This is a genomic window from Rivularia sp. PCC 7116 (assembly GCF_000316665.1).
In the GTDB taxonomy this organism is placed as follows: Bacteria; Cyanobacteriota; Cyanobacteriia; order Cyanobacteriales; family Nostocaceae; genus Rivularia.
On the sequence record NC_019678.1, the window covers coordinates 2,591,813 to 2,604,429 of the forward strand.

At 37.6% G+C, this 12,617-nt stretch carries 11 protein-coding genes; 7 read left to right on the plus strand and 4 right to left on the minus strand.

Going from position 1 to position 12,617, the window contains the following annotated elements; genetic code table 11:
* Positions 1-193: 193 nt before the first annotated feature.
* The gene (locus tag RIV7116_RS10065; RefSeq protein WP_015118191.1) at positions 194-1,012 is read left to right on the plus strand and encodes an SDR family oxidoreductase; all 819 of its coding nucleotides are present in this window, start codon (positions 194-196) and stop codon (positions 1,010-1,012) included.
* Between the two features lie 397 nt (positions 1,013-1,409).
* Positions 1,410-2,483 carry a class I SAM-dependent methyltransferase gene (locus tag RIV7116_RS10070; protein ID WP_015118193.1) on the plus strand — a complete coding sequence of 358 codons (1,074 nt, stop codon included), beginning with the start codon at positions 1,410-1,412 and terminating at the stop codon, positions 2,481-2,483.
* A gap of 379 nt (positions 2,484-2,862) precedes the next feature.
* Here the strand turns inward: RIV7116_RS10070 and RIV7116_RS10075 are convergent, their stop codons facing one another.
* Positions 2,863-3,429, minus strand: a complete 567-nt coding sequence (locus RIV7116_RS10075; RefSeq protein WP_015118194.1) for a metal-dependent hydrolase — start codon at positions 3,427-3,429, stop codon at positions 2,863-2,865.
* 128 nt (positions 3,430-3,557) lie between these two features.
* Between RIV7116_RS10075 and RIV7116_RS10080 the strand changes: the two genes are divergently transcribed.
* Together RIV7116_RS10080 and RIV7116_RS10085 are read left to right on the plus strand one after the other, a co-directional pair.
* Positions 3,558-4,358, plus strand: a complete 801-nt coding sequence (locus tag RIV7116_RS10080; protein ID WP_015118195.1) for a creatininase family protein — start codon at positions 3,558-3,560, stop codon at positions 4,356-4,358.
* A gap of 79 nt (positions 4,359-4,437) precedes the next feature.
* Entirely contained in the window at positions 4,438-5,808 is a 1,371-nt protein-coding gene (locus RIV7116_RS10085) for an FAD-binding oxidoreductase (protein WP_015118196.1), read from the plus strand.
* 973 nt (positions 5,809-6,781) lie between these two features.
* On the opposite strand, the gene RIV7116_RS10090 is transcribed toward RIV7116_RS10085, so the two are convergent.
* Entirely contained in the window at positions 6,782-7,516 is a 735-nt protein-coding gene (locus tag RIV7116_RS10090) for a hypothetical protein (protein WP_015118197.1), read from the minus strand.
* 63 nt (positions 7,517-7,579) lie between these two features.
* On the minus strand, positions 7,580-8,332 hold the full coding sequence (locus RIV7116_RS10095; protein ID WP_015118198.1) for a radical SAM protein: 753 nt from the start codon (positions 8,330-8,332) through the stop codon (positions 7,580-7,582).
* A gap of 197 nt (positions 8,333-8,529) precedes the next feature.
* On the opposite strand from RIV7116_RS10095, the gene RIV7116_RS10100 reads away from it, so the two are divergent.
* The gene (locus RIV7116_RS10100) at positions 8,530-9,993 is read left to right on the plus strand and encodes a hypothetical protein (RefSeq protein ID WP_015118199.1); all 1,464 of its coding nucleotides are present in this window, start codon (positions 8,530-8,532) and stop codon (positions 9,991-9,993) included.
* Between the two features lie 131 nt (positions 9,994-10,124).
* Here the strand turns inward: RIV7116_RS10100 and RIV7116_RS10105 are convergent, their stop codons facing one another.
* A complete protein-coding gene (locus tag RIV7116_RS10105) occupies positions 10,125-11,489 on the minus strand; it encodes a sensor histidine kinase (RefSeq protein ID WP_015118200.1) in 1,365 nt (454 codons plus the stop codon).
* A gap of 258 nt (positions 11,490-11,747) precedes the next feature.
* Here RIV7116_RS10105 and RIV7116_RS10110 point away from each other — a divergent pair, with 258 nt between their 5' ends.
* Positions 11,748-12,209: a VOC family protein gene (locus RIV7116_RS10110; protein ID WP_015118201.1), complete on the plus strand. Its 462-nt coding sequence runs from the start codon at positions 11,748-11,750 to the stop codon at positions 12,207-12,209.
* Positions 12,210-12,313: 104 nt separating this feature from the next.
* Entirely contained in the window at positions 12,314-12,589 is a 276-nt protein-coding gene (locus RIV7116_RS10115; RefSeq protein WP_015118202.1) for a hypothetical protein, read from the plus strand.
* Positions 12,590-12,617 lie beyond the last annotated feature (28 nt).

Consider the following 12,617-nt stretch of genomic DNA (forward strand, 5'->3'; position numbering starts at 1 on the left):
CGAAAAATCCGACCATTTTTGTGAATATTTTGATTTGGCTAGAGAAATTACCCATAGACATAAGCTGTCTATATCTCAATTACACTGATTTTTTGAGCATTATATTACCCATAAGTCGATATTAGATAAACCACAAATAGATATATCGACGAAAAGCAATATTTCACTGACAACCAGCATTATGGAGGTGATAATGATTATTCAAGGATGTACAGCCTTAATTACTGGAGCTTCTCGTGGAATTGGACGTGCGATCGCCATACAATTAGCCCATCAAAAAGTAAAAAGATTGATATTAGTTGCACGCTCCCGCGATAAATTAGCTGAAGTTGCGAAAGTTGTTGAAGCTATGGGTGTAGAAGCTATAATCATGCCTTTAGATTTGACAAAGCCTGTATTCGTAAACGTCGCAGTGGCTCAACTTTGGCGCAGTTACGGTGCAATTGATATGCTGGTGAATTGTGCCGGTGTAGCTCATCAAAACTCATTTTTGAAGACGAAACTACCCCAAGTACAAGAAGAATTATCTCTGAATTTCATGGGCACCTACACCATGACTCATATCGTGGCTCGCAGGATGGCAAAACGAAACCAAGGCACGATTGTTAACGTATCAAGCTTAATGGGCAAAGTTGCGGCTCCTACAATGTCAACTTACTCAGCAACTAAATTTGCAATCCTAGGATTTACTGAAGCCCTGCGTCGGGAGTTAGCACCACATAACATTAAAGTAGTCTCATTATTACCAACATTGACAGACACCGACATGGTGCGAGACTTGGAACTATATCGTGGTGTAATCCCCATGTCACCCGAGCAAGTAGCGCAAGCATTTATCAAAGGATTGCAAAGAGACTCATCAGAAATTTTAGTTGGTTGGCAAAGTCATTTAGCAATTTTATGTCAGCGTCTTGCACCTTGGTTGTTAGAAACCGTATTGAAGCTCGCATCGCCTGACTCTAAAGCACCGAAGATACAGGAGTATTATCAAAGGTTGGTTGGTAGTTGGTAGTTTTTATTTAGAGGGGGGAGAGTTTGTAGGTTGGGTTAGGCGTACAAATAAGTACAATTTTGATGCATAATCTATATTTGCGCCGTAACCCAACAATATCGTCAGTATTCTCAACCTACAAGCTATGAGTCTTCAAGGTTATGGTAGCAATTGGAGGAATTACAAGTCAGAAACATGGAATCTTAACAGCCAAATATTGTTTTGCAACCCTTTACTATAATGATGAGCGTCAACTATTTACGATGGATTTTCATGAGGGAATGAGATAGATTTATTTTCCATGTTTAATCACTTCTTTTTTTAACTGTTCACTCCTGAGTGTTAACTGTTTTTTCTTCCCTAGTTCTTCTCGATTATTCCTTAAATTGAAATTAACAACGAACTAGGAGAACAAAAAATGATAGTACAAACATTAGATGAAAATAAAGCTGAAGCCTTTGCTGGGAGGATGCTTGATATTTTAAATAATGGTGCAATTTCCATTATGATTTCCATCGGACATCGGACTAAGCTTTTTGATGCTTTAGATAAATTGCCGCCATCTACAAGTCAACAAATTGCTGATACAGCGAATTTAAACGAACGCTATGTCAGAGAATGGTTGGGAGCAATGGTTACAGGTAGAATTGTCGAACATAATCCCGAACAAAACACTTATTATTTGCCTCCAGAACATGCTGCATTTTTAACTCACGATGCAAGCCCTGACAATATGGCTGGTTTTGCTCAATATATTCCGCTTTTGGCAACAGTAGAAGATAAAATTATCGATTGCTTTTACAACGGTGGTGGAGTTCCCTATTCTGCTTACAAACGCTTTCATCAAGTAATGGCAGAAGACAGCGGACAAACCGTAGTTGCAGCTTTAGAAGAATTCATTTTACCGTTAATCCCCAATTTAGAAACAGCATTGCAAAAAGGTATCGATGTGCTTGATGTTGGCTGTGGAAGTGGGCGTGCGTTAAATTATCTAGCTCAAATATTTCCTCAAAGTAAGTTTACGGGTTACGATTTCTCTGAAGAAGCCATTACAAGAGCTAGAAATAAAGCTGAAAAAGTTGGTTTAACTAACATCAAATTTCAAATCAAAGATGCTGCAACCATAAACGAAGTTTCTCAATACGATCTTATTACAACATTCGATGCAATTCACGACCAAGCCAAACCAGATGTAGTATTAAAAGCAATATTCAACGCATTACGTCCCGAAGGAACTTATTTAATGCAAGATATCCGCGCTTCTAGTAATGTTGGTGGAAATTTAGGACATCCCGCAGCACCATTACTATATACAATATCCTGCGTGCACTGTATGAGTGTTTCTTTAGCCAATAATGGCATGGGACTTGGTGCAATGTGGGGGGAAGAAAAAGCTTTAGAAATGTTAGACAATGCAGGTTTTCGTAATGTAATAATTAAACAGTTAGAGCATGATTTTCAAAATAATTATTACATTGTCAGAAAACAGTGAGCAGTGAACAGTGAACAGTGAACAGTTAACAGTGAGCAGTGAGTAGTGAGAATTTATTAATTACCGATTACCAATTACCAATTACCAAATAATTATTATGTGCAAGCTTTGTACCTTGTCCGTAGGTTTTCAACAGCGAACTAAAACAAATTTTCCACTTTCAGATACTAGTAAATTATCTGCATTCGTAAAACAAAAAGTAAAGAATAAAATAGAAAAAAGTAATTATAAGTCTTCCGTTAAATGAACCGTTATTGTTCGCTGTGCGAAGCAACCGCAGTGATTGGGATTGCTTCGCTTGCAATGACATATTATGGGTGATTTGCCGGACATCATATAACTGCTCACTGCTCACTGTTAACTGTTCACTGATAACTGATTACCGTAGATAAAACCGAAAATACCCAAACAAATAAACCAGATTCACCGATATCATTAAACCTCTAATCCAATAAGAACGAAATCCCGAAAATAAATAAACTGTAGAAGCTAAAACCAGTGAAATTTCTACAAAAGCTACAATTGCTCCGTAATGGTTAGCATCCCAATAAGAAAAAGGGCTAATAAAACGGTAATTGCTAAAAGGATAGAAATGACGGTGAGCATCATCGTTGTGAACTGGTAAATCTAGTAATGAATGCATCACCATACTAATAAATCCGATTTCAACAATTCTCCATTTTGCAAAATGGCAAATTAAAACCCCTATTAAAGCTAGGGGTATCGAATGAAAAATGCTAACAATATTTTGCCAAAAAGGTTGAAAATAAATTTCACCCCAAATTTTACTACTCGGATAACGATAAACAAATTTCATTAAAAAGTAGAATATAAAAATTGGAACATCTGGTAAGATTGCACCAATAAAAATTGCCAAACTAGCTTTAGCTCTCAACTTTTCACTGAAAGCAACCAAATTGAGAATAGCGTGAGATGGGGTGTTCATGGTTTAATTTGGGAATAGGGCATTGGGCATTGGGAATGGGGCATTGGTAATTGGTAATTGGTAATTGGGAATTTATTCTACCCATTCCTCCCCTCTACCCCCTCTACCCACTCTACCCGCTCATCATCATGCACGGTTTCATTCCTCCAAATAGATTTTTTCCTTACCTAACTTGGAACGATGTCGAAACAATACCCGATAAAGAAAACACGGTTATTATCCAACCAGTAGGTGCAATAGAGCAACATGGATTGCATTTACCTTTAGTTGTAGATGCTGCTATTGGCATGGGAGTATTGGGAAAAGCTTTAGACAAACTCGATGTCAATATTCCGGCATTTGCTCTACCGATGCTACATTATGGCAAATCGAACGAACACTGGCACTTTCCCGGTACCATTACTCTAAGCACCGAAACCCTTAGCGCCACACTTATAGAAGTAGGGGAAAGTATCTATCGTGCGGGATTCAAAAAACTTGTATTAATGAACTCCCACGGCGGGCAACCGCAAGTAATGCAAATGGTAGCGCGAGATTTACACGTTAAATATGATGACTTCATGGTGTTTCCCCTGTTCACTTGGCGCGTACCTAATATTACTAAAGAATTACTTACACCGAAAGAAGCACAACAGGGAATGCACGCTGGAGATGCAGAAACAAGCATTATTCTAGCGCTACTACCCGAACAAGTGCAGATGGACAAAGCCGTGGCAGAATATCCGCCAGAATTGCCGAATACAAGCTTACTTAGCCCGGAAGGAAAACTACCTTTTGCTTGGACGACGAAGGATTTGAGTAAAAGCGGCGTAATTGGCGATGCAACTACAGCAACTCCCGAAAAAGGCGAGCAAATATTGGAATCGGTATCCGATGGTTGGGTAAAGGTAATTAAGGATATCTATGCATTTCAGCAACCGCAAGTATAAGTTTTGTTCGCGATCGCGGTTTTAGCCCTTGTTAATAAGACATACTGAAAAAAGCGAAAGATAAGAATATGTAGGAATTATGACATCTGCATCTACACAACCTCCAAAATCATTTGATATCGAGGCGCTAATACAATCGCTCGCTGGAATTGAAATAATTACCGAACCAACCCAAGTCAGAAAATTATCTCAGGATTATCATAATTTCAGCCCTATATTAACTGAGAAACTAGCCGGGAAAGTTGCGGATTTAGTAGTACGTCCGAAGGATAAACAACAGGTATTAAAAGTTGCAGCAGCGGCAGCCAAACATCGAGTTCCGATAACAGTACGCGGTGCGGGTACTGGAAACTACGGGCAATGCGTTCCACTTTATGGTGGGCTTGTATTAGATATGACGCAGTTACGGCAAGTAATTTGGGTCAAACCAGGGGTTGCGCGGTTAGAAGCAGGAGTCAAATTAGAAGCAGTAAACAAGATTGCCCGTGAAATTGGTTGGGAAATGCGAATGGTTCCTTCTACCTATCGAACGGCAACTATTGGAGGTTTTATTGCTGGTGGTAGCGGTGGTATTGGTTCGATCAATTACGGTTTGTTGTCCGACAAAGGAAATATTACTGCTTTAGAGATAGTGACTTTAGAAGAACAACCTCAAATAATTGAACTCCGTGGCGAGGATGTTCAAAAAGTCAATCATGCTTGGGGTATTAACGGTATTATTACAGAAGTAGAAATTCCTTTAGCACCTGCTTATCCTTGGGCTGAATTAGTTATCAGTTTCAATGATTTTATGACGACGGTGAAATTTGGCAAAGCTCTCGCTTATGCTGATGGAATAATTAAAAAAGAAATTGGTATTTTTGCTGCATCTATTCCGCAATATTTTAATGCTTTAAAAGATTATCTTCCTCAAGGTGCCCATGCTGCTTTATTAATTGTTGCCGAAACTAGTTTGGAATCTTTGGAAGGATTAGTTCAAGAATACGGTGGAAAAATAACTTATACCAAATCGGCTCAGGATACGGGAAAAGGTTTTAGTTTGGGCGAACATACTTGGAATCATACGACTTTACATGCTCGTAGTGCAGATAGCTCGCTCACATATTTGCAAAGCGTTTTCCCTTCAGAAAACAACCTAGAATTAATCGAGCATATGTACAATTATTTCGGTTCGGAAGTAATGATGCATTTAGAAGTAATTCGCTTCAAAGGGATAGTAAGTACTCCTGGGTTGCAGTTAGTTAAATTTAGCAATGAAGAAAGACTAAACGAAATAATTCGCTATCACGAACAACACGGTGTATTTATTGCTAATCCCCACAGCTATTACATCGAAGAAGGTTGGAAGCGTGCAATTGAACCAAAACATTTACAGTTTAAACAAAAGGTAGATCCATTTGGATTAATGAATCCGGGGAAAAGTAAGATGTTAGCCAAAGGAAATGGGTAATAGGCAAAACAGAAAGTATATAGAGTTATCTTGGTACATCAACAGAAACTTTTGTTAACCAAATTTATTTGCTTAATAAAGCTTATATACTGGTTCATTTAGAGTAATGTTGAGTTACAGCGCTATATAAATCTCAGTTAATTTAGATTTCGATAATTCAAACTTTTTTACCTTTTTCCAACTAAACCCAATGAATGTGATAAACCAGACTTTTGCTTGTAAAAAATAGTTCAAGCTATAGCTAAGTACGACTCAAGCAATTCTGGGGAGAATCGCAGCAGCATCAAGAAATTCCCTTGCGGATAATGTCTAAGCAAAAACCCGTAAAAAGTAATAAAAAATAAGTCAAAATTAGTTAGTAGCTAGTAGGTTGGGTTAGACACGGTTCCCGGGTCGCGTGCGGCTCAGCGTGTCCAGAGGACACAAATATAGCGTTTCCCAGTCTATTGAAGTACACACAAAACCCCACCCCCAACCCCTCTCCTTGATAAGGAGAGGGGAGATAAAGCACAGCTTTATCGGGGTGAGGTAATCGCTGTACCTCAGTTGCTTAGGAAACGCTATAAATTCAACTTTTAACAATCATCTTTTTCATCGTGTCGTAACCCAACATCTTCAAAACAAGTTTTTGATTAATAAGCAAGATTGGCTACTAACCATAAACTCATAAGAGATAAAAAAGCTCCTAACCATAGCATCCAAGGTTTCATAAATAGTTATCTCCTTAAACTTGATTTATATATTTAGTTCACTAAATAAATTTTACAAGCTTGGCTAATACAAATACTCTATCTTTGGTTGAGAACAAGTGTATCAGTTGATATATAGCTAAAGATATATTTATGACAGATGTGCTGCGAAAATAATCTAGTTATTAGGTTGGGTTAGATACAAAAAAAATTAGATTTTTAACAACAACCTTTTTTAATCGTGTCGTAACCCAATATTTAATTTGTTTCTCAATAAGTTTCCCTTACAAAACATCAAATCCTTGTCTTTCATTCCCCCGACTATCTACCCAAAACCCGTTATCATCCCAAGTATTACAAGCAGTATATTCGATGGGTTGAATGATTTCGGTTTCAGTAAAACGTATCTTTTCAAAATTACTTTTAGATAAAGCTTGTTGTAACTCTTCAGATAAATCTTCTACTTTCAAAGGTGTTGCTGGTACTCCTTCTCTCTCGTAGGGAATTGGAACTTGTCCGTAGTTATCATAAAAGAACAATCCTAGACAGTGGGGATGCATAAATAATTCAAATTCTGTAGCACCTAATATTTCTCCAGATGAAAACATCGAATTAATGATTTCATTAGACACTTGATTAACGTAAATAATTACAGGTTCGCCAGCAAATCGTAAAATAAAATTATCCGAATTTTTTAATTTATCAATCACTTCTTCTGAGGAAATAATCATTAACATCTCATAAGAATAATCATCATAAATAGACTTTGGTATAGTCCCTATAATAATATATTGAATCAAACTTTGTGCTTCAGTGTTGAGATGAATTATACCTTTTTCATCGCTTGGCAGCAATTTACAAAAATCTTCAACATCATCAATACGAGTAGCACGAAAAAAGTCTCCATTAAAATTGGGTACGGCTCCTCCTTCGCTAGAATTGAATATTCCTACGTTACCATCAGCATCAACAGCAAACCAATCAGTATCCATACTGTGTGCTGCGGGAAAGTCTGACATATTTTCTCCTTAGATTTTCTTAAATAGATATTATTGATATTGGTCAAAATAAAGAACAGCTTTTTATTCATTTCCTCCGCAAAAAACTAAAGATAAATCTTGGAGAGCTTCTTCTAAAGCTTGAGCATTTAAAGCTTTTAAAGGACGACGAGCAGTAGTATAGGAACACCAAGCTACGGTTTTATCCCAAGCTATAGAGCAAAAGCGGGGACTAGCATGACACGATTGCAAGCAAGTCATTGACTGAAAAGGTTGATTTCCAGCGACTTTAGCTATTTGTTTTGCTGTTGGAGTATTAGCACCTCTCATAGGTAAATAAACTATCCTATCGTTTTTAATTCCTGCATTGTTTAATTTTTGTGCTGCTTGAAAAGCTGCTGATAAATTAGAGCGACAAACTAATAGATTAACCCCGCTTTTAATATCTAATGATGATAATTCTTGAACTTGCTTAATAACTCTGTCTACTTCTGATGTTTTTTCAGGAAAGTGTATAGAAATATGAACTTTATCTGGTGCTGCTGATACTAATTTTTCTAATAATTTACTTTTTAACAACAATCCATTAGTTGTAACAGAGCGAAATATTTTTCCTTGTAGTTTTTTAAGAATAGTAAACAAATGGGGATATTCTAAAGGTTCTCCACCTCCAAAAGAAACAGAAGAAGTTCCTGCGATCGCGCAATCTTGAATGAAGTCGATTAATTCATCGGGTTGCCAAGTTGTCTTGCCCTCTGGGTGACTATGGTTATAGCAAAAAGAGCATTTTTTACTACATTGGTTGGTTAACTCAATGGATATTCGTTCTACAGTCATAAATAATGAGGATTAAAGCGCAACTACGAACCTCATGTATAACAGATAGCTCAAAAAAATTGTCTTATGCAAATCTTGTCAATATAATGCATTTAAATAATAAAACCTAAACTTAAAAATATTTTTGTTAATTAATTTACCCATACACTTTCAGAGGAATGATAATTGAACATTGGTAACTGATAATTGATAACTGAATGCCTACCCTAACAACCCCATCCGCTTTACCAGAAACTGTTAACGGTTTACCCAATATTTCTGGCTCGGAAAAACAGGTTCTAGAAGTTGTAAATCACAATTCCCCCGTCTTCTTACCAAATACAAATCTCAAACTCGAAGACATAACCGCGACTTTCGCTGTAGCACTCCACATGCACCAACCCACAATCCCTGCTGGTGCAAACGGCAAATATATTAGTCATCTGCAATATATGTTTGAACACCAAGGTGAAGGTGATAATCATAATGCAGCCCCTTTTGCTAATTGTTACAGCCGCATGGGTGATATTATCCCCGAATTAGTTAGCCAAGGTTGCAATCCTCGGGTGATGTTGGATTATTCCGGCAATCTTCTGTGGGGATTTGAACAGATGGGGCGCAGAGATATTATAGATAATCTCAAACGCATCACCTGCGATTCTACTTATCAACCTTATGTGGAATGGTTGGGTACGATGTGGGGACATGCTGTGGTTCCTTCTACACCGATACCGGATATTAAGTTACATATTCAGGCATGGCAGCATTATTTTGCAGCAATGTTCGGTTGGGAGGCTTTAGCACGAGTTAAAGGTTTTTCTCCTCCGGAAATGCATCTCCCCAACCATCCCGATACTTTATATGAATATGTCAAAGCGCTGAAAGAATGCGGTTACAAATGGTTGATGGTGCAGGAGCATTCCGTGCAAACACTTAACGGTGAAGAAATCAACAATAAACATACACCACACAAACTTGTAGCTAGAAATTCTCAAGGTGAAAGCGTCAGCATTACCGCTTTGATTAAAACTCAAGGTTCCGATACTAAACTAGTTGCTCAAATGCAGCCTTATTATGAAGCGAAATCATTAAACCCACTGTGGGATAACTATCCACCGATAGTGACTCAAATTGGTGACGGTGAAAACGGTGGGGTAATGATGAACGAATTTCCCCCTGGATACAAGCAAGCTTGGCACGATATGAAGCAAAACGGTGGTGGAAAAACCGGAGTAGTAGGAGTTAACGGCACGGAATATTTAGAATTAATTGAAAATGCTGGTGCTAATCCTGAAGATTACCCTGCTTGTCAACCTGTGGGACAACATTTAATTTGGGAAAGAGTTTCGGATTCTCAAAATGTAGAGCAAGTTATAGAACAGTTAAAACAAGAAAATTCCAACTTCCACATGGATGGTGCTTCTTGGACAAATCATATTAGCTGGGTACAAGGATATGAAAACGTATTGAATCCCATGAATAAACTTAGCAGCTTGTTTCATCAGAAGTTTGATTCGTTATTACAAGCTGATGAATCGGCTACTCAAAAACATGAATACCGTGAAGCTTTATTGCATAACTTCCTATTACAAACAAGCTGTTTCCGTTATTGGGGACAAGGTACTTGGACTGATTACGCAAGAGAAATTTATCAGCGAGGGGAGAAGACAGTAAGTAGTTAACAGTTAACAGTTAACAGTGAGCAGTGAACAGTTAGGAGTTAGGAGTTAGGAGTGATTTTTCCTTCTCTCCCTATCTCCTCTTTTCAATTACCAATTACCAATTACCAACGCCCAATTCACAATACCCATTTTCATATTAAAGGTAAAAGAATTTCAAATTGAGTACCTTTTTCCGGTTGAGAAGAAAAATTTAATTTACCACCATGTCTTGCAGTGATAATTCGATAACTTACTGCCAAACTGGTTTCTTTGTCAGCCCTTTTTCCGACAGTAAAAGACTCTTTGATTTGCTGTTGAAATTCTACAGACATTCCCGGTCCATTATCCATTATGCCAATCGATACCCAGCGGGAATCTGGAGTGCCTGGTATCTTAGATTCTTGTGAAATAACTTCTGTAGTTACTTGAATAGTAGGTTTTTTAGCAGAATTACTTTCCGGTTCTACATCAAAATTTTGCCGAATAGCTTCATCAAGTAAAATATCTACTGCTCGACTTAAAATATTCATAAATACTTGATTTAACTGTCCGATAAAACAAGAAACAGGAGGAAGATGACCAAAATCTTTAACAATGTCAATTTCTCCCTTCAAACGGCTACTAATTAATAGAACAATGCTATCTAAATGAGCGTGTAAATCAATAGGTTTGGGATAAATTGCATCAATATGACAGAAATTTTGTAATCCAGAAACTAACTTTTTTAATCTATCTGCACCAGCACGGATGCTTGTAATTGCTTGTGATAAATCTGATTCTAAGAAGTCAAATTCAATATCTTGTTTGAGATATAAAACTTCTTCTGGAATATTTGATGTGCTATTGTCATAAATCTCTATCAATTTAATTAAATCTTTGCTGTAATTTGAAACATGGGTTAAATTACCCCAAATAAAATTTACAGGATCTAAAAGTTCGTGTGCTACCCCATCAACTAAACGTCCCAGACTAGCCATTTTATCATTTTGAATAATTTGGGCTTGACTGCGTTCGTATCTGACCTGAGTTTCAATGCCGCGAATTTGCCAAGAAGCAATATTTAACTCTTGTATATCCAGCAACCTATAGTTGTCTTTATCCGTAGTTTTTACCACTATCGGTTCCGATAAAAATTCTGGCGATCGCCGCAACGCAAATTGCATGGCATTCAAGATAGGTGTAGTTTCCGCTAAATTTAAAATTGGCGTGCGACCATAGCTATAAATGATACTTAGCGGCTGATGAAAAAATAAATCTTGTCCAAAAGGACGAATCAAAAATTCCAAAAATTGCCTTCGGGAAAGCATGCCAACATACTTACCCTCATCCACCAAAATTGCTCCTGGTAGTAAGGGGTATTTTTCAAACACTTGACCTAACTCTTTACCAGTAAAGCTTATTTCCACTGAAAACTCGTAAAGCGGCAACTCTAAAAGCTTTGAGTCCAGACTGAGGTCACTATTGCTACGCTCAATCAATGATGGTGATGAAATTTGCGAACTAAATTCCTGTGGCACTGCAAACCCTATTCCTAAATTATCAATACTAAATTACTAAAATGTTAGTTAATTAACATTCTCATCCGTTGTAACATTTTCATCTCATATCAGCCTCTCATCAATGAATAATCGTCAAGCAAGGGTAAACAATAAGTATTTGATAGCTGATAATTAATATAAGCCTGCCTATAAACCAAGTAACCTGCTGCTCTAGGTGAAAATTGGTAATTGGTAGTTGATAATTAACGATCTACATCCTTCGGGTAACAATTAATTATGCTATCGGACACTAAGTCTTTAAATAAGGTGATAACGACCGGAAGCCTGCGTAGAGTACATCACATTGCCCTTAACGTTCAGGATATGCAGGCTTCTCGTCATTTCTATGGAAGTATTTTGGGTTTGCACGAACTTAAGGGTGATGAAGTACCCGAAACTTTAGTTAACTTAGTGCAAGCGGGAAAAGTCGCTAACTTCAGAACTCCCGACGGTACAATATTAGATTTATTTTGGGAGCCAGAATTATCACCACCAGATCCAGACCCCGAACGTGGTTTTACAAGAGCGAATCATCTTGCATTTGATATAGCTCCCGAACTATTTGATAATGCAGTTGAAGTACTCAGACAGCATCAAATCAAAATTGCTCAAGAACCCGTCACCCGTCCTACGGGAAGAGGAGTTTACTTCTACGATCCTGACGGGTTTATAGTTGAGATTCGCTGCAATCCGGAGTAAGAGAGAGAGGGGAGAGGGGGAGAGGGGGGAGAAAATCTTAACTGCTAACTATTTTTCATCAACTAACAACTAACCACTAACTACTAACAACTAAATCTTAAAAAATGTCGGAAATATATCAAGTTATAGAACAAGCATTTAAAAGACCGATGGTTTCCTACAATCCATCAAGACAATCGCTCAAAGCTTGGGTAATGTTTTGTTTGCGAGATAAAGGTTTTAAGGTGATATACGCACAAAATGCCGACTTTGCCATTGAAAGAAAAGGCGAAAAATCTTATTTCAAAGTATCCGAGACAGCCGAAAATCTAGATAAAGAGTTCAACTGGGTTGTCTGGGATAACAGCGCGGGAGCCGCTATCGTCATTCCTGCTGAGTGAGAATGATGGACAAAGAGAATTTTTACGT

Excerpts from the sequence above, each read along its gene's own strand:
- RIV7116_RS10065 (WP_015118191.1), top strand. The coding sequence starts at position 194 with ATGATTATTCAAGGATGTACAGCCTTAATTACTGGAGCTTCTCGTGGA.
- RIV7116_RS10070 (WP_015118193.1), top strand. The coding sequence starts at position 1,410 with ATGATAGTACAAACATTAGATGAAAATAAAGCTGAAGCCTTTGCTGGG.
- RIV7116_RS10075 (WP_015118194.1), bottom strand. The coding sequence starts at position 3,429 with ATGAACACCCCATCTCACGCTATTCTCAATTTGGTTGCTTTCAGTGAA.
- RIV7116_RS10080 (WP_015118195.1), top strand. The coding sequence starts at position 3,558 with ATGCACGGTTTCATTCCTCCAAATAGATTTTTTCCTTACCTAACTTGG.
- RIV7116_RS10085 (WP_015118196.1), top strand. The coding sequence starts at position 4,438 with ATGACATCTGCATCTACACAACCTCCAAAATCATTTGATATCGAGGCG.
- RIV7116_RS10090 (WP_015118197.1), bottom strand. The coding sequence starts at position 7,516 with ATGTCAGACTTTCCCGCAGCACACAGTATGGATACTGATTGGTTTGCT.
- RIV7116_RS10095 (WP_015118198.1), bottom strand. The coding sequence starts at position 8,332 with ATGACTGTAGAACGAATATCCATTGAGTTAACCAACCAATGTAGTAAA.
- RIV7116_RS10100 (WP_015118199.1), top strand. The coding sequence starts at position 8,530 with ATGCCTACCCTAACAACCCCATCCGCTTTACCAGAAACTGTTAACGGT.
- RIV7116_RS10110 (WP_015118201.1), top strand. The coding sequence starts at position 11,748 with ATGCTATCGGACACTAAGTCTTTAAATAAGGTGATAACGACCGGAAGC.
- RIV7116_RS10115 (WP_015118202.1), top strand. The coding sequence starts at position 12,314 with ATGTCGGAAATATATCAAGTTATAGAACAAGCATTTAAAAGACCGATG.